Annotated in this window: 17 protein-coding genes; 12 read left to right on the plus strand and 5 right to left on the minus strand. The window is 64.4% G+C overall.

All coding sequences use genetic code 11. The features are described from left to right. Positions 1–10: 10 nt before the first annotated feature. The gene (gene lptF, locus ACLIIZ_RS14735) at positions 11–1093 is read right to left on the minus strand and encodes an LPS export ABC transporter permease LptF (protein ID WP_416693360.1); all 1083 of its coding nucleotides are present in this window, start codon (positions 1091–1093) and stop codon (positions 11–13) included. 72 nt (positions 1094–1165) lie between these two features. Here lptF and ACLIIZ_RS14740 point away from each other — a divergent pair, with 72 nt between their 5' ends. The 5 genes from ACLIIZ_RS14740 (at position 1166) to ACLIIZ_RS14760 (ending at position 6841) form a co-directional block, all read left to right on the plus strand. Next, positions 1166–2659: a leucyl aminopeptidase gene (locus tag ACLIIZ_RS14740; RefSeq protein WP_416693362.1), complete on the plus strand. Its 1494-nt coding sequence runs from the start codon at positions 1166–1168 to the stop codon at positions 2657–2659. Continuing rightward, positions 2656–3078 carry a DNA polymerase III subunit chi gene (locus ACLIIZ_RS14745; protein ID WP_416693364.1) on the plus strand — a complete coding sequence of 141 codons (423 nt, stop codon included), beginning with the start codon at positions 2656–2658 and terminating at the stop codon, positions 3076–3078. The genes ACLIIZ_RS14740 and ACLIIZ_RS14745 overlap by 4 nt, the downstream gene beginning before the upstream one ends. Positions 3079–3082: 4 nt before the next feature. Continuing rightward, positions 3083–3460: a hypothetical protein gene (locus ACLIIZ_RS14750; RefSeq protein WP_416693366.1), complete on the plus strand. Its 378-nt coding sequence runs from the start codon at positions 3083–3085 to the stop codon at positions 3458–3460. 65 nt (positions 3461–3525) lie between these two features. After that, positions 3526–6354, plus strand: coding sequence for a valine--tRNA ligase (locus tag ACLIIZ_RS14755; protein ID WP_416693367.1), 2829 nt, complete (start codon positions 3526–3528; stop codon positions 6352–6354). A 1-nt stretch (position 6355) separates the two neighbouring features. Next, positions 6356–6841 (plus strand): hypothetical protein, encoded by a 486-nt coding sequence (locus tag ACLIIZ_RS14760; protein WP_416693368.1) that lies wholly within the window; start codon positions 6356–6358, stop codon positions 6839–6841. Here the strand turns inward: ACLIIZ_RS14760 and pabB are convergent. Genes pabB through ACLIIZ_RS14775 form a run of 3 tightly spaced genes read right to left on the minus strand, consistent with a single transcriptional unit; the run spans position 6838 to position 10288 of the window. Beyond that, positions 6838–8580 carry an aminodeoxychorismate synthase component I gene (gene pabB, locus ACLIIZ_RS14765; protein WP_416693410.1) on the minus strand — a complete coding sequence of 581 codons (1743 nt, stop codon included), beginning with the start codon at positions 8578–8580 and terminating at the stop codon, positions 6838–6840. The two genes, ACLIIZ_RS14760 and pabB, sit on opposite strands and share 4 nt — an antisense overlap. Further along, positions 8577–8804 carry a sulfurtransferase TusA family protein gene (locus ACLIIZ_RS14770; protein WP_374326613.1) on the minus strand — a complete coding sequence of 76 codons (228 nt, stop codon included), beginning with the start codon at positions 8802–8804 and terminating at the stop codon, positions 8577–8579. The genes pabB and ACLIIZ_RS14770 overlap by 4 nt, the downstream gene beginning before the upstream one ends. Before the next feature lie 38 nt (positions 8805–8842). Then, the gene (locus tag ACLIIZ_RS14775) at positions 8843–10288 is read right to left on the minus strand and encodes a M48 family metalloprotease (RefSeq protein ID WP_416693370.1); all 1446 of its coding nucleotides are present in this window, start codon (positions 10286–10288) and stop codon (positions 8843–8845) included. A 65-nt stretch (positions 10289–10353) separates the two neighbouring features. On the opposite strand from ACLIIZ_RS14775, the gene moaC reads away from it, so the two are divergent. The 3 genes from moaC to soxZ are packed head-to-tail and all read left to right on the plus strand — an operon-like array spanning position 10354 to position 11640. Further along, a complete protein-coding gene (gene moaC / locus ACLIIZ_RS14780) occupies positions 10354–10836 on the plus strand; it encodes a cyclic pyranopterin monophosphate synthase MoaC (protein ID WP_416693371.1) in 483 nt (160 codons plus the stop codon). An 8-nt stretch (positions 10837–10844) separates the two neighbouring features. Then, on the plus strand, positions 10845–11327 hold the full coding sequence (gene soxY, locus ACLIIZ_RS14785; protein ID WP_416693373.1) for a thiosulfate oxidation carrier protein SoxY: 483 nt from the start codon (positions 10845–10847) through the stop codon (positions 11325–11327). Position 11328: 1 nt separating this feature from the next. Next, complete coding sequence (gene soxZ, locus ACLIIZ_RS14790; RefSeq protein WP_416693374.1) at positions 11329–11640, plus strand: thiosulfate oxidation carrier complex protein SoxZ; 312 nt, start codon at positions 11329–11331, stop codon at positions 11638–11640. Positions 11641–11700: 60 nt separating this feature from the next. Here soxZ and ACLIIZ_RS14795 read toward each other — a convergent pair whose 3' ends face one another. After that, on the minus strand, positions 11701–11904 hold the full coding sequence (locus ACLIIZ_RS14795) for a cold-shock protein (RefSeq protein ID WP_028994647.1): 204 nt from the start codon (positions 11902–11904) through the stop codon (positions 11701–11703). A 270-nt stretch (positions 11905–12174) separates the two neighbouring features. Between ACLIIZ_RS14795 and clpS the strand changes: the two genes are divergently transcribed. The 4 genes from clpS to ACLIIZ_RS14815 all read left to right on the plus strand — a co-directional run bounded on the left by clpS (position 12175) and on the right by ACLIIZ_RS14815 (position 15867). Next, entirely contained in the window at positions 12175–12483 is a 309-nt protein-coding gene (gene clpS, locus ACLIIZ_RS14800) for an ATP-dependent Clp protease adapter ClpS (RefSeq protein WP_416693376.1), read from the plus strand. Continuing rightward, positions 12483–14741: an ATP-dependent Clp protease ATP-binding subunit ClpA gene (clpA, locus tag ACLIIZ_RS14805; protein WP_416693378.1), complete on the plus strand. Its 2259-nt coding sequence runs from the start codon at positions 12483–12485 to the stop codon at positions 14739–14741. The genes clpS and clpA overlap by 1 nt, the downstream gene beginning before the upstream one ends. Positions 14742–14806: 65 nt before the next feature. Then, positions 14807–15298, plus strand: coding sequence for a ribonuclease E activity regulator RraA (gene rraA, locus ACLIIZ_RS14810; protein ID WP_416693380.1), 492 nt, complete (start codon positions 14807–14809; stop codon positions 15296–15298). After that, a complete protein-coding gene (locus tag ACLIIZ_RS14815) occupies positions 15244–15867 on the plus strand; it encodes a DUF922 domain-containing protein (RefSeq protein ID WP_416693382.1) in 624 nt (207 codons plus the stop codon). Before rraA ends, ACLIIZ_RS14815 begins: the two co-directional genes overlap by 55 nt. Positions 15868–15885: the final 18 nt, after the last annotated feature.

The raw sequence follows: 15885 nt of genomic DNA on the forward strand, positions 1-15885 counted from the left end.
CCGCGCAACATCAGGAAGCCCGCCTCCGCCTTGAAAATGTTCCGAAAACGCGGCGATAGAACAGCAAGCCGAGCGGCAGCAGCATCAGCAGGTGCGGCAAGACGACGCCGATCGCAAAGGGCAGCTTGCCGCCGATCACCCAGGCCTGGCAAATCGAGATCAGGTTGCTATAGATGGCATAGACAATGATCGCGATCAGCATGTTGGCCGAGCGCCCGGCACGCGGATTGACATACGACAAGGGAATCGCCAGCAAGGCCAGGATCAGCGCCGCCACCGGCAGCGAAACCCGCCACAGCAATTCGCCACGCATGTCCGGACCCGATTCCTGAAGCAGGGCGAGCAGCGGCATGCGGCGCGGCGCGGGCCCTTTTGGCTGAATCTCGGCCTCCTCGACGCGCACCAGGTAGCGTTCGAAGTCCATGATCCGGAAAGCCGCGCTTCCCGGTTCGACTTCATAGCGCCGCCCACGCTGCAGAACCAGAAAACGGCTGCCATTTTCATGGACTTCCTGGGCTCCGGAATCGGACATGACGACACCAAGCTTTCCCTCCTGCAGCGAAGCGACGAAAACATTGCCGATCTTCCCCGCAACGTCGTCGAGACGCTCGATGAAATAGACCTGACGGCCGCCGCGCACCTCCTTGAAAGTGCCGGGCGATACCGAAGACAGTTCGGAGCGGGCGGAAAGACCGGCCTGGAATTCGCTCTGCGCCTGATTGGCCCACGGCGCCAGGACCAGCGAAAGCCCGCCGACGGTAATCATGATCGGCAACGCAAAACGCAACACCGGTCTGATCCAGGCCATCAACGACATGCCACTGTTCAACCAGACGACCATTTCCGAATCGCGGTACATCCGTGACAGCGACATCAAAACGGCAACAAACAGGGTCAGGCTGAGCAGCATCGGCAGAAACTTGACCAGCGCGAAGCCGAGCAAGGCCAGCACGCCTTCCGGCGCAAGCTCGCCGCCGGCTGCATCCTTGAGCAGGCGGATCAACTGGATTGAGGTGACGATGGCCAGCAATACGACGATGATGCCAGCCGCTGCCTGGGCGAATTCGCGCCGCGCGGCGCGTTCGAATATCATGCTTTGACGAAACCGAAAAATTGCGTGGATAATCCACGGGATGCCGATATTTCCCTGGGACAGGAGCAGCGCGTGGAATTTAGCATAAAAAGCGGAAGCCCGGAAAAGCAGCGAAGCAACTGCGTCGTCGTCGGTGTTTTCGAGCACCGGCGGCTGACACTGTCGGCTGAACTGATCGACAACGCCGCCGGCGGCATGATCAGCGACATCCTCCGCCGTGGCGACATGAACGGCAAGGCCGGCAGCACGCTGCTGCTGCACAACGTCCCCGGCACCCTGTGCGAACGTATCCTGCTGGTCGGCCTGGGTAAGGAAAAGGACTTCCGCGAGAAAGAATACTGCGCCGCCCTGCGTCTGGCGGTGAAGACCGTCGGCGAAACCGGCGCCCAAGATGCCACCCTTTTCCTCACCGAAATCGCCGTCCGCAAGCGCGATGCCGCCTGGCGCATCCGCCAGGCCGCCGTCTGCTCGCTCGCCGCCGGCTACCGTTTCGACCACTACCGCAGCAAGGACGACGAGCCGCGTCGCCTGCGTCGACTGACCCTGATCGTCGAACGGCGCAGCGAACTCGCCGCCGCCGAAGAGGCACTACGCCAGGGCCTGGCGATCGGCGAAGGCTGCCAGTGGGCGCGCGACCTCGGCAACCAGCCGCCGAATGTCTGCAATCCCGCCTACCTGGCCGAACAGGCGCAGGCGCTGGCCGAAGAACTCGGTCTCGGCTGCGAAATCCTCGATCGCCCGGCGATGGCCGCGCTCGGCATGAACGCCCTGCTCGCGGTGGCGCGCGGCGCCGCTGCCGAACCCCGGCTGATCGTCCTGCAGTACAAGGGCGCCAAGGCGGCGGACAAGCCGGTCGTCCTGGTCGGCAAGGGCGTCACCTTCGATTCCGGCGGCATCTCGCTGAAGCCGGGCGCCGACATGGACGAGATGAAGTACGACATGGGCGGTGCCGCCGCCGTCCTCGGCACGATCAAGGCGGTCGCCCGGATGGCCCTGCCGCTCAACCTGACGGTGATCGTCCCGGCGGCGGAAAACATGCCCGACGGCAATGCGACGCGCCCGGGCGACATCGTCAGCACGATGTCCGGACAGACCGTCGAGATCCTCAACACCGATGCCGAAGGCCGCCTCCTCCTCTGTGATGCGCTGACCTACGCCGAGCGCTTCAACCCGGACACGGTGATCGACGTCGCCACCCTGACCGGCGCCTGCGTCGTCGCCCTCGGCCATGTCGCCAGCGGCCTGTTCGCCAGCAAGGACAGCCTCGCCCGCGACCTCCAGGAAGCCGGCGAGGAAACCGGCGACCGCGCCTGGCACCTACCGCTGTGGGACGACTACCAGGAGCTCCTGAAGAGCCCGTTCGCCGACATGGCCAACATCGGTGGCCGCTGGGGCGGTGCGATCAGCGCCGCCTGCTTCCTGTCGCGCTTCGCCAAGAAGTACGACTGGGCGCACCTCGACATCGCCGGCACCGCCTGGACCTCGGGCAAGGACAAGGGCGCCACCGGACGGCCGGTTCCCCTGCTCACCCAGTATCTGCTGCAACGCGCGGGATCGGCCGATTGACCAAGGTTTTCTTCTACCACGGCGCCTCCGACAAGATCGCCGCCGCCTGCGCACTGATCGCCGGCGCCTGGGCCAAGCGCAAGCCGATCCTGGTCTATGCGCCGGACCGCGCGGTCGCCGACGGCGTCGATCGACTGCTGTGGACCCGCGACCAACTGTCCTTCGTGCCGCACTGTCGGGCTGATTCGCCGCTGGCGGCGGAAACGCCGATCCTGATCGCCGACCGCCTCGACGGGATCGCCCAGGACGAGCGGCTGATGAACCTGTCGAACGAAGTACCGCGCGCCTACGAACGCTTCCAGAGCCTGATCGAGGTGGTCGGCCAGGAAGAATCCGAACGCCTGGCGGCACGCGAGCGGGTCCGCTACTACAAGGAACAGGGCTGCGAGGTCAGCTATTTCGACCTCAAGGACCGCTGACGCCATGCCCAGCCCCATCCTGGCCCGCGCCGACGCCCTGATGCACCGCCGCCACAGCAGCGGCGAAAACGAGGAAGTGCCGCTGCTCACCGACGCCATTGATGTCGAGAACGACATCCCGGTGCTGGTCGACGTGGCCCCCACCGTTGCCGCACCGCCCCCACCCGCACCGCGCCCGACGCCCCCGAAAGCCCCCGCAACCGGCAATCCGGCGACAACGCCGGTGCCGCCGCTCGACACCGACTGGGGCGCCGCCCTCGCCGAAGAACTCGGCCGGCGCATCGAAGCCCGGCTGCTCGCCGAAATTCCGAAGATCGTCGCGACGACGGTCGCCGAACTGCTCGGCGACCCGGAAACGCTGAAACGCCACCGGCGGCGCTGAGAAGGCGGCAAAGGGAGCTGCCGGCTCCGGTATAATCGCGGGTTTTCCCCTTTAGCAACAAGCTCATGGAACTCGCCAAAGCCTTCGAACCCGCCGACATTGAACGCCGCTGGTATCCCGAGTGGGAATCGCGCAATTACTTCGCCGCCGGCGTCGATAGCAGCAAGCCGGACAACTTCTGCATCCAGCTACCGCCGCCCAACGTCACCGGCACGCTGCACATGGGTCACGGCTTCAATCAGACGATCATGGACGCGCTCACCCGCTACTACAGGATGCGCGGCCACAACACGCTGTGGCAGCCGGGTACCGACCACGCCGGCATCGCCACCCAGATCGTCGTCGAGCGCCAGCTCGACGCGCAGGGCATTTCGCGCCACGACCTCGGCCGCGAGAAGTTCCTGGAGAAGGTCTGGGAATGGAAGGAATACTCCGGCAACACCATCACCAAGCAGATGCGCCGCATGGGCACCAGCCCGGACTGGACGCGAGAGCGCTTCACGATGGACGCCGGCTTGAACAAGGTCGTCACCGAAACCTTCGTCCGCCTCTACAACGAAGGCCTGATCTACCGCGGCAAGCGCCTGGTGAACTGGGACCCGAAGCTGCACACCGCCGTTTCCGACCTGGAAGTCGTGCAGGAAGAGGAGGACGGCTTCATGTGGCAGATCCGCTATCCGCTGGCCGATGGCTCGGATAGCCTGGTCGTCGCCACGACGCGTCCGGAAACCATGCTCGGCGACACCGCCGTGATGGTCCATCCGGAAGACGAGCGCTACAAGCACATGATCGGCAAGATGGTGAAGCTGCCGCTGACCGGCCGCGAAATCCCGATCATCGCCGATTCCTACGTCGATCTCGAATTCGGCACTGGCTGCGTCAAGGTGACGCCGGCGCACGACTTCAACGACTACGCGGTCGGCCAGCGCCACGAGCTGCCGATGATCTCGATCCTGACGCTGGACGGCAAGATCAACGACAACGCGCCGGAGAAGTATCGCGGCCTCGACCGTTTCGACGCCCGCAAGGCGGTCGTCGCCGACCTCGAAGCCGAAGGCATCCTGGTCAAGGTCGACAAGCACAAGCTGAAGGTGCCGCGCGGCGACCGCACCGGCGTCGTCATCGAGCCGATGCTTACCGACCAGTGGTTCGTCGCCATGTCGAAGCCGGGTGAAGACGGCAAGTCGATCACGGAAAAGGCGCTGGAAGTCGTTCATTCCGGCGAGATCAAGTTCTACCCGGAAAACTGGGTGAACACCTACAACCAGTGGCTGAACAACATCCAGGACTGGTGCATCTCCCGCCAACTGTGGTGGGGCCACCAGATTCCGGCGTGGTACGGCGAGAACGGCGAGACCTTTGTCGCCCACAGCGAGGAAGAAGCCCGTGCCGCCGCCGCCAAGGCCGGCTACACCGGCGCCCTCAGCCGCGACGAGGACGTCCTTGACACCTGGTTCTCGTCCGCCCTGTGGCCGTTCTCGACCCTGGACTGGACCGGTGACGCAGCCGTCGACGCCGCCAACCCGCTGCTCCAGCAATATCTGCCGTCGTCGGTGCTGGTCACCGGCTTCGACATCATCTTCTTCTGGGTCGCACGCATGGTCATGATGACCAAGCAGATCACCGGCAAGATCCCGTTCAAGCACGTCTATGTGCACGGCCTGATCCGCGACGGCGAAGGCCAGAAGATGTCGAAGTCGAAGGGCAACGTGCTCGACCCGATCGACCTGATCGACGGCATCGGCGTCGACGCGCTGGTCGAAAAGCGCACCTTCGGCCTGATGAACCCGAAGCAGGCGGAGAGCATCGCCAAGAAGACCAAGAAGGAATTCCCGGAAGGCATCCCGGCCTTCGGCACCGACGCGCTGCGCTTCACCTTCGCCTCGCTCGCCTCGCCCGGCCGCGACATCAAGTTCGATCTGAATCGCTGCGACGGCTACCGCAATTTCTGCAACAAGCTGTGGAACGCCACCCGCTTCGTGCTGATGAACGTCGAAGGCCACGACCTGGCGCTCGACCACCAGCAGAACGGCGCCAGCTGCGGCGGCAATGCGCCGCTGGAATTCTCCTTCGCCGACCGCTGGATCGTCAGCCAGTTGCAGCGCGTCGAGCAGGAAGTCGAGCGCCACTTCACCGACTACCGCTTCGACCTGATCGCCCAGGCCATCTACAAGTTCGTCTGGGACGAGTTCTGCGACTGGTACCTGGAAATCGCCAAGGTCGAGGTCCAGACCGGCAACGAGGCCCAGCAGCGCGGCGCCCGCCGAACCCTGATCCGCACGCTGGAAGCCATCCTGCGCCTGGCCCACCCGCTGATTCCCTTCGTCACCGAGGAACTGTGGCAGACCGTGGCGCCGATCGCCGGGCGCAAGACGCACGACTCGATCATGCTCGCCGCCTACCCGCGCGCCGAGGACTACAAGATCGACGCCGCCAGCGAGGCCAAGGTCGAGCGCCTGAAGGCGCTGGCCCATGCCTGTCGCAACCTGCGCGGCGAGATGGGAATTTCCCCGGCGCAGCGCACGCCGCTGCTGGTCGCTGGCGGCGGTGCGGAAATCGCCGAGTTCGCGCCTATCCTGCAGGCGCTGGCCAAGCTGTCCGAAGTGCAGATCCTCGCCGACCTGCCGGAAGATGCGATGGCACCGGTCGCTGTCGTTGGCGAAACGCGCCTGATGCTCAAGGTCGAGATCGACGTCGCCGCCGAAAAGGAGCGCCTGAAGAAGGAAATCGACAAGCTGGAAAAGCAGATCGCGTCCGCCCAGGCCAAGCTCGGCAACGAGAGCTTCGTCGCCCGCGCCCCGGCCGCCGTGGTCGAGCAGGAAAAGCAGCGGGTCGCCGAGTTCGGCGCGACGCTGGGCAAGTTGCAAACGCAACTGGCCAAGCTGGGTAACTGAGATGAGCGCGCCGCAGCACACGCAACGCTTCTCGGCGATCTTCAGCGCGTTGATGGTGTTCTGCGTCCTGGTCTGGCTATGGGGGCTCGGGCTGTTCCTGTTCTGGCCGTGGCAGAAGGGCGGCGAATGGCTGCCCGACTATCCGCTCGCCGTGCGCTGCGCCGACGGCCAGACCTGCGCCGTCCCGGTCGGCCAACTGGCCGCCGCCCGCGCCGACGGCCGGGTGAGCTCGCTGCTTCCCGCCGAGGAAAGCGGGGAAACAGCTTACGAGATGATCACCGTGCAATGGAAAACGCTGCCCGGCGGCATGCAGGTCAAGGCCTCGGCGTGGAACTTCCAGACCACCGTGCGCTACCGGATCGAAAACGAACAGCCGGTGCTGGTCGAATACCAGGAAATCGGCGGCAAGGTCTTCCTCTACGCGCTGCTCGGCGCCCTCGTCTCGCTCGCCCTGCTCTACCTGAATAAGCGCCGCCGCAGCGCTTAGGGTGCAGTCTGCAGGCGGACCGGGATCAGGCCGCGCAGGGCGTTACCCAGCCAGAAGCCGTCGGCCAGATCGGCCGGCCGCAGCACCGCCTCGCGCGCCCGCCCGCGGGCAAGCAGGCTGGCCCGCAACACGCCGGGCAAGGCGCCGCTACTCAGCGGCGGCGTCAGCAGCACGCCATCGCGCTCGACGAAGACATTGCTGCGCGCGCCTTCGGCGACCTCGCCACGCTGGTTGAGAAAGACCACATCGAACACGTCCGCCGACAGGCCGGCCAGCGCCGCGTCGTACACGGCGCGCGCGGTCGTCTTGTGGCGACGCAGCGGGTCGTCGGCGTCGATAGGAGTTTCGGCCAGCCAGGCGCCCTGCGTTTGCGGTGGCGTGGCCGCCAGCGGGAAAGACTGCACCTCGATCTTCCCCGCCTTGTCCAGCGCCAGCCGGACCCGCCAGGTGCCGGCGGTCGTCGGCTGTTCGGCAAGCGCGCGCAACAGCGCCTGTTCGTCGACCGGGAAGCCAAACCACGCGGCGGAACGGCGCAGGCGTTCGTAATGACCGGCCCACATCGGATAAACGCCGTTGTCGCGGCGCAAGGTCTCGATCAGTTGCAGGCCGGGATCGCAATCACGCAGGAAGGATGCTTTCAGGCGGCACTCGGCCCATTCGGCAGCGGCCTCGGAATCGGCGACGATGCCGCTGCCGATGCCCATCCGCCCGCGCCGGTTGGCATCCAGTTCTAGCGTGCGGATGGCGACGTTGAGGCGGCAGTCGCCGTCCGGCGCCAGCCAGCCGAAAGCGCCGGTGTAGATGCCGCGCGGCGCCGGCTCCAGCTCACCGATGATCTGCATGGCGCGGATCTTCGGCGCGCCGGTGATCGAACCGCAGGGAAACAGCGCCGACAGGATGTCGCCGAAGCTGCGCCCGGCCACCGTCGCCGAGATTTCCGAGACCATCTGCCGCACGCTCGGATAATCCTCGATATCGAACAGGCGCTCGACGCGCACGCTGCCGTTGGCGGCGATGCGCCCGAGGTCGTTGCGCAGGAGATCGACGATCATCAGGTTTTCCGCGCGATCCTTGAGCGAATCGCGCAGCGCTGCCGGCGGCGAGTCGAGCGGCGCCGTCCCCTTCATTGGCCGGGTCAGCAGCCGGTCGCCCCGACGTTCGACGAACAGTTCCGGCGACAGCGAGACGATGCCCTGCCGCTCGTCGCCAACGAAGCCGCCGTAGCGTACCGGCTGACGCTGGCGCAGTCGGGCATAGAGGTCGAGTGGCTTGCCGAACCAGTCGAATTCGAACGGAAAGGTGAAATTGACCTGATAGCAGTCGCCGGCGGCGATCCATTGCTGGATGCGCTGCAGCGCGGCGTGATAGTCGGCCTCACCAAGCGCCTCACGCAAGTCGCCAACACCCGCCGCGGCACCGCTCGTCTGCGCCGCCAACCAGTGCCCGGCGGCCTCTGCCGTCAGGCGGTGGCAGTCGCGAAAGCGCCAGAAGCGCGCCAGCGGCTTCGCACCGGGCCGCCAGCCTGGCGGCGCCGAGCGCGGCTCGAGCAGATAGCCGAGTTCATAGTCGAGGGCGACGACGGTCCACGCCGGCTGCGTTTCGATCCGCGCCAGAACGGCATGCAGGTCATCAATACCGGTCGCGGAGAGATACTCGAAACAATCGGCGAAACGCCAAGCGGCGGGTTCGCCCGCAGGCGCCCGCCGATCCTCGAAAAACGCGGCAAATCCGGGGCTTATTTGCGCTTCAGCAGATACTCGAAGACGCCGTCCGCTTCCCGTTTGGCAACCAGCTCGTTGCCGGTCTGCCGGGCAAAGGCGGGGAAGTCCTTGAGGGAGCCCGGATCGGTGGCGAGAACGCGCAGCACCTGGCCGGATTCCATTTCGGCCAGGGTCTTCTTGGTGCGCAGGATGGGCAGCGGGCAGTTCAGCCCCTTGACGTCGAGTTCGCGATCAAATTCCATGGTCGTCGTGTAGTTGGATCAAGCCGGGAATTCTACTCTCAATTGTTCTTTTCCTTCAGTTCCTCGAGACGCCGCAATTTGAGTTCGCGCAGCCGCGAGTCGATCGCCGACATCTCGTAGAAATCGCCGCCCGCCTTGCGCGCCAGCTCAAGCTGCTCGATCGCCCCGGCCGTCTGCCCCTGCAGCGCGAAAACCTCGGCCAGCGCCCGATGCTGCGCCCCGGGCCGGCCCATCCCGGCATAACTGGCGGCACGCAGGCGATGCAGGCGCAGATCGTCGGCCCGCACCCGCAGCTGTTCGTCGGCCAGATTCAGGGCGTCGCCGAAACGCCGTAGCTCGGTCAAGGCGGTACCATAGCCGTAGACCAACGCCATGTTTCGTGGAAAGCGACTGATCGCCGCCCGGTAGATGCGCAGCCCTTCCTCGCCGTGACCAGCAGCCACCCGCACGTCGGCCGCCAGATGCTCGAGGATCGGCGATGTCTCGCCCAGCGCCCGGGCGGCATCGACCTCGCGTTGCGCCTCGGCCCAGGCGCGGCTACGGTAATAAGCCAAGGCCAGCCCGTAGCGCGCCGCCGCTTCGCTGGCGAACTTGCGCGCCGTCAGCTGTTCGGAAAACTCCTTCACCGCATCGCTCGGCCGACCCTGCTGAGCGCGCAGGCGGGCGCGCACCAGGTGAAAATCGAGGCTGTCGGGGACCTGCCGGTAGTTGAGCCCGATCTCGCGGTTCTGCATGTCGGCAAGACGTTCGCCGGTCAGCGGATGGGTGCGCAGATAGGCGACGGCATTGTTCTCGTAGAGCCGCACCGACTGCTGCAAGCGGCCGAAAAAGCCGGCCATGCCGCGTTCGTCGAAACCGGCGCGACCCAGCATGTCGAAAGCGATGCGGTCGGCTTCGCGCTCGAAATCGCGGGAATACGCCAGTTGCGCGGAAATGGCGCCGGCCTGCGAAGTGGCGATCGCTGCCCCCGCCACCTGGGAATTCGAACGCGCCGCCAGCAAGCCAAGGCCCATCGCCAGCATCGAGGCGATACCGATGCGCTTGGACTGGAAGATCTGCCGCGCGATGTGGCGCTGCGTCACATGCGACAACTCGTGCGCCAGCACCCCGGCCAGTTCCGATTCACTCTGGGCGACCAGGATCAGTCCGCTATGGACACCGATGTAGCCGCCGGGCATGGCAAAGGCGTTGATCGACGGATCGGTCAGCGCAAAAATCTCGAAGCCGAAGCCCGGATCGCTGCTGACACCGGCGAGGCGTCCGGCCAGTTGGTTGAGGTAGGACTCGATGTCGTAATCGTCGAGATAGCTGATCTCGCGCTGGCGGATTTCCTGCATGATCTGCAGGCCGATGCGCTTTTCCAGCGCCACCGGCAGTTCCTCGCTGGCGACCTCGCCCAGTTCCGGCAGATTTTGCGCGGCCACCGGCGGCACCGCCAGCAAGGCAGCAAGGAGAAGGGCAAGAGGGCGGCGCGGCGAAAACATGGTGCTATGATAGCGCAGCCTTCTTTCCGCCCTGACCGGCGCCTGGTAACCAAACGTAAGCTACCGTGAGCGACTCCCCTCTGACCCATTTTGACAGCGCCGGCCAGGCCCACATGGTTGATGTCGGCGCCAAGGCGGAAAGCTCCCGCCTTGCTCGCGCCGCCGGCAGCATCAGCATGCAGGCGGAAACGCTGGCGCTGATCCGCGACGGCTCGGCCAAAAAAGGCGACGTCCTGGGCGTTGCCCGGATCGCCGCCATCCAGGCGGCCAAACGCACCGGCGAACTGATCCCGCTCTGCCACCCGATCGCGCTGACCCGGGTCAGCGTCGAATTCACCATCGACGCCGACGCACCCGTCGTGCATTGCGAAGTCACCGCCGAATGCAGCGGCCGCACCGGCGTCGAAATGGAGGCTCTGACCGCCGCAACGGTCGGCCTGCTGACCATCTACGACATGTGCAAGGCGGTTGATCGCGGCATGCGCATCGACAACGTCCGCCTGCTGGAAAAAATGGGCGGCAAGTCCGGCCACTGGCAAGCCCCCTGAAACTGACCATGAAAAGCACCTCGGAACTACGCCGGAGATTTCTGCGCGATGGCGTCAGCGCCGGCCTCGTCCTGCCACTGCTCGGAACAGGACTGCTGCACCCGGAACGCGTCCTCGCCAGCGAATGGAAGTCCCGCGCCTTCACCGCCCGCAGCACGGCAGAAGCCCTGCGACAACTTGCCGTCAGCAACGCCACAGAAAGCCGCGACATCACCATCATCGCACCCGAGATAGCCGAAAACGGCGCCAAGGTCGACGTCGAGATCACCAGCAATCTGCCCGGCGCACGCAGCCTGCTGCTGCTGGCAGACCGGAATCCCATGCCCTTGTGCGCCGAGATCAATTTTGCCGGTAACGCCCTGCCCTACGCCAAGCTGCAGATCAAGCTGGCGGAAAGCACACAGGTCAGGGCTCTGATCCGAACCAGCGACGGCAGAACGCACATCGCCATCCGGGAAATCAAAGTCACACTCGGCGGCTGTGGTGGTTGAAATGAGTGCGGAAATCAAGATTCGCGCACAACTTCAGGGCGACATCGCCCTCGTCCGCATCCTCATGCAGCACCCGATGGAAAGCGGACAAGCTCGCGACGAAACGGGCAAGATGATTCCCGCGCACTTCATCCAGCACTTCACCGTCCAACTGAATGGACAACGCTTGGTCGATGGTCAGCTGAACACTTCGATCGCCACCAACCCGTTGTTTACATTCAAGACCCGCAACCTCAAGGCAGGCGATCGCCTGGCAGTACGCTGGACCGACAACATGGGCAAGGAAAGGCGCGACGAAATCGACGTCAGTTGACGCGACAACGACAGAAAAAAACCGCCTGAAATCAGGCGGCTGCTTCGTGATCGAGCCCGTTCAGGCGCGCTGGATATTGGAAGCCTGCTTGCCCTTCGGGCCCTGCACGACCTCGAAGGAAACCTTTTCGCCTTCCTTCAGGGTCTTGAAGCCATTCATGTTGATGGCGGAAAAATGGGCGAAGAGGTCTTCGCTGCCATCATCCGGCGTAATGAAGCCGAAGCCCTTCGAATCATTGAACCACTTGACAGTACCGATTGCCATGTCTGCTACATCCCTACAAAAAGCCTGAAAATTTCCGGGTCTCCCCGTCTCCCTGTTTGAGCTCAACAACCTGGCACACGCGGCAGCCGTAAGACGGTTTGAATCCAAACAGCGAATTTTTACGCCGTTTGAATTTTTCCGTCAACAATTTTCCATGCGGCAGCGCAACAATCGAGCAGGCAGGAAAATTGCATGCAACGTCTTCGAAGATGTCGTGATCTCGCGCCCCGGGAGGTTGCAGATTGGAGCGGACTGTATAGAATCGAGCGCATGGCCACCAAAATTCAGGAAGGCGGTCAGCTTGCTGCACTGCGCAGCAAGCTGCAACCGCCACGGATGTACAAGGTAGTGTTGCTGAACGACGACTACACGCCGATGGAGTTCGTCATTGAAGTTCTGCAGCGTTTTTTTTCGTTGGATACTGAACAAGCGACGCGAATCATGCTCAAAGTTCACAACGAAGGTCGTGGCACCTGCGGGGTATTTCCGCGGGACATCGCGGCCACCAAGGTTGATCAGGTGAGCAAGCATGCCCGCCTGCATCAACACCCGCTCGCCTGTATCATGGAGGAAAACTGATGATTGCCCAGGAACTCGAAGTCAGCCTGCACATGGCCTTTGTCGAGGCGCGCCAGAAGCGCCACGAGTTCATCACCGTCGAACACCTCCTGCTCGCCCTGATCGACAACCCATCGGCAGCGGACGCCTTGCGTTCGTGTGGAGCGAAGCCCGATGCGCTGCGCAAGGATCTGACCAACTTCATCAATGAACACACGCCGGTGGTCGGTGGCGAGGACGATATCGACACCCAGCCGACGCTCGGTTTCCAGCGCGTGATCCAGCGCGCCATCCTGCACGTGCAGTCTTCCGGCAAGAAGGAAGTGAATGGCGCCAACGTGCTGGTGGCGATCTACGGCGAGAAAGACTCGCACGCGGTGTATTTCCTGCAGAAGCAGGGGGTCACCCGGCTCGACGTGGTCAATTACATTTCCCACGGCATCAGCAAGGTGCCACAGCAGAAGGCCGCCCCGGAAGGCGAAATCGAAACCGAAAATGAAAAGGCCGATGCCGGGCCGCTCGAGCAATACACGATCAACCTCAACGCGCTGGCGCTGCAGGGCAAGATCGACCCGCTGATCGGCCGCGACAAGGAACTGGAGCGCGTCGTCCAGACGCTCTGTCGGCGGCGCAAGAACAACCCGCTGCTGGTCGGCGAAGCCGGCGTCGGCAAGACGGCGATCGCCGAAGGTCTGGCGCGCAAGGTGGTCGAAGGCGAAGTGCCGGAAATCCTGGCGCACGCCAATGTCTACGCCCTGGACATGGGCGCCCTGCTGGCCGGCACCAAGTACCGGGGCGATTTCGAGCAGCGCCTGAAGGCGGTGCTGAAGTCGCTGCAGGACAACCCGAACGCGATCCTCTTCATCGACGAAATCCATACCCTGATCGGTGCTGGTTCGGCCTCGGGCGGCACGCTCGACGCCTCCAACCTACTCAAGCCGGCGCTGTCGTCCGGCCAGTTGAAGTGCATCGGCGCCACCACCTACACCGAGTTCCGCGGCATCTTCGAGAAGGACAGCGCCCTGTCGCGCCGCTTCCAGAAGATCGACGTCAATGAGCCCTCGGTGGCCGAGACGATCGACATCCTCAAGGGGCTGAAGGCGCGCTTCGAGGCGCACCACGGCATCAAGTATTCGGCCACCGCGCTGACTTCGGCGGTCGAGCTGTCGGCCCGCTACATCACCGACCGCCACCTGCCGGACAAGGCGATCGACGTCATCGACGAGGCCGGCGCGGCGCAGCGCATCCTCCCCAAGTCGAAGCAGAAGAAGACGATCGGCAAGACCGACATCGAGGAAATCGTCGCCAAAATCGCCCGCATCCCGTCGCAGCACGTCTCGATGGACGACCGCAGCGCGCTGAAGAATCTCGACCGCGACCTGAAGAACGTCGTTTTCGGTCAGGACAAGGCAATCGACGCGCTGGCGCAGGCGATCAAGATGACCCGTTCCGGCCTCGGCAATCCGGGCAAGCCGATCGGCTCCTTCCTCTTTTCCGGGCCGACCGGCGTCGGCAAGACCGAAGTCGCCCGCCAGCTCGCCTACTGCCTGGGCATCGAACTGGTCCGCTTCGACATGTCGGAATACATGGAGCGTCACGCCGTCTCGCGGCTGATCGGCGCCCCGCCGGGCTACGTTGGCTTCGACCAGGGCGGCCTGCTGACCGAGGCGGTGACCAAGAAGCCGTACTGCGTGCTGCTGCTCGACGAAATCGAGAAGGCGCACCCGGACATCTTCAACATCCTGCTGCAGGTCATGGACCATGGCACGCTGACCGACAACAACGGCCGCAAGGCGGATTTCCGCAACGTCGTCATCATCATGACGACCAATGCCGGCGCCGCCGACCTGCAGAAGGCGTCGATGGGCTTCACCGCAACCAAGGAAGCCGGAGACGAAATGGCCGAGATCAAGCGCTTGTTCACGCCGGAGTTCCGCAACCGACTGGACGCAACCATCTCCTTCCGGGCACTCGACCACGCGATCATCCTGCGTGTTGTCGACAAGTTCCTGATGCAACTCGAAGAGCAGTTGCACGAGAAGAAGGTCGAGGCCCACTTCAGCGACGCGGTCAAGGAAATGCTCGCCGACAAGGGCTTCGATCCGCTGATGGGTGCCCGGCCGATGTCCCGGCTGATTCAGGACACGATCCGCTCGGCGCTCGCCGACGAGCTGCTGTTTGGCCGCCTGGCCAACGGCGGCAAGGTCAATGTTGACCTCGGCACGGACGGCAGGATCAAGCTCGATTTCGAGGAAGAAAAAGCCGAAGCCGTCGCCTGACGATTGCGCTCCCTCGTGAAAGCCGTGCAAGATTGCACGGCTTTTTCTATTTCGGAGACCCCAACATGAGCTTCAAGACCCCCGACCTTTGCGACCAGTACGAGGCCGAGCTGGGCAAGACCGTCCGCGTCGTCGCCCCGATGTTCCAGCGCTACGGCGCGCGCGCAGCCTTTTGCGGCGAGATCGTCACGCTGAAGATTTTCGAGGACAACACGCTGGTGCGCGAGATCTTCAACGAGCCGGGCTCGGGCAAAGTGCTGGTCATCGACGGCGGCGGCTCGCTGCGTTGCGCGCTGGTCGGCGACCAACTGGCAATCCTCGCCCACAAGAACGGCTGGGAAGGCGTCGTCGTCTATGGTTGCATCCGCGACTCCGGCGACATCAACGGCATCGACATCGGCGTTCGCGCGCTCAACACGCACCCGCAAAAGACGGTCAAGAAGGGTATCGGCGACCGTAACCTGGCGCTGACCTTCGGCGGCGTCACCTTCCATCCGGGCGAATGGCTGTACGCCGACGAGGACGGCGTCCTGGTCGCCGCCCGGCCGCTGCTCTGAAGCTCCGCCACCGACTCGCCGCCGGCCTGCTCGCGCTGGCCGCGCTGCCGGCCGCCGCCGAGTTCGAAGAAACCCTCGTCTTCAGGTACTACGACAGCACGCATCGACCGGGCATGACCTTGCTCGCCGCCATCAATGCGGCAACGCCGATTCGTCAGGATGGCGCGGTTTTCCATGGCTACACGGCATGGCGCGCGAACTGGCATTACCGCTGGTGGAAAGAAGCCGACGGGCGCTGCCGCATCACCGGCAACCAGACCCGGCTGGCGGCGGAAATCACGCTGCCGCGCCTGAGCACCGCCGACCCGGCAATCCGGCAACGTTTCGACAGTTACCTGGCAGCGCTGAAAAACCACGAAATGGAACACGTCCGCATCGCCCGCGATTACGCGCAGCGGATCGACCACGGCATCCTCGGGCTGCCGACAATGCGTAGCTGCCAGCAACTGGAACGCACCGCCAATGATCTTGCCGAACGGCTGTTGCAGGAAGCGAAAGACGCCGAACGTGAGATGGACCGTCGCACCCGACACGGCGCCAGCCAGGGAGCCAGCCTGCTCGAGCACTGAGCACAGGCCGGCCCGCGA

Source organism: Azonexus caeni, from assembly GCF_048146105.1.
GTDB lineage: Bacteria > Pseudomonadota > Gammaproteobacteria > Burkholderiales > Rhodocyclaceae > Azonexus > Azonexus aromaticus_B.

Coding starts and splice junctions, on each gene's coding strand:
- rraA (WP_416693380.1), top strand. CDS start 14,807: ATGAGCTTCAAGACCCCCGACCTTTGCGACCAGTACGAGGCCGAGCTG.
- clpS (WP_416693376.1), top strand. CDS start 12,175: ATGGCCACCAAAATTCAGGAAGGCGGTCAGCTTGCTGCACTGCGCAGC.
- clpA (WP_416693378.1), top strand. CDS start 12,483: ATGATTGCCCAGGAACTCGAAGTCAGCCTGCACATGGCCTTTGTCGAG.
- ACLIIZ_RS14770 (WP_374326613.1), bottom strand. CDS start 8,804: ATGGAATTTGATCGCGAACTCGACGTCAAGGGGCTGAACTGCCCGCTG.
- ACLIIZ_RS14815 (WP_416693382.1), top strand. CDS start 15,244: ATGGCTGTACGCCGACGAGGACGGCGTCCTGGTCGCCGCCCGGCCGCT.
- ACLIIZ_RS14755 (WP_416693367.1), top strand. CDS start 3,526: ATGGAACTCGCCAAAGCCTTCGAACCCGCCGACATTGAACGCCGCTGG.
- ACLIIZ_RS14775 (WP_416693370.1), bottom strand. CDS start 10,288: ATGTTTTCGCCGCGCCGCCCTCTTGCCCTTCTCCTTGCTGCCTTGCTG.
- ACLIIZ_RS14795 (WP_028994647.1), bottom strand. CDS start 11,904: ATGGCAATCGGTACTGTCAAGTGGTTCAATGATTCGAAGGGCTTCGGC.
- soxZ (WP_416693374.1), top strand. CDS start 11,329: ATGAGTGCGGAAATCAAGATTCGCGCACAACTTCAGGGCGACATCGCC.
- soxY (WP_416693373.1), top strand. CDS start 10,845: ATGAAAAGCACCTCGGAACTACGCCGGAGATTTCTGCGCGATGGCGTC.
- lptF (WP_416693360.1), bottom strand. CDS start 1,093: ATGATATTCGAACGCGCCGCGCGGCGCGAATTCGCCCAGGCAGCGGCT.
- ACLIIZ_RS14760 (WP_416693368.1), top strand. CDS start 6,356: ATGAGCGCGCCGCAGCACACGCAACGCTTCTCGGCGATCTTCAGCGCG.
- ACLIIZ_RS14750 (WP_416693366.1), top strand. CDS start 3,083: ATGCCCAGCCCCATCCTGGCCCGCGCCGACGCCCTGATGCACCGCCGC.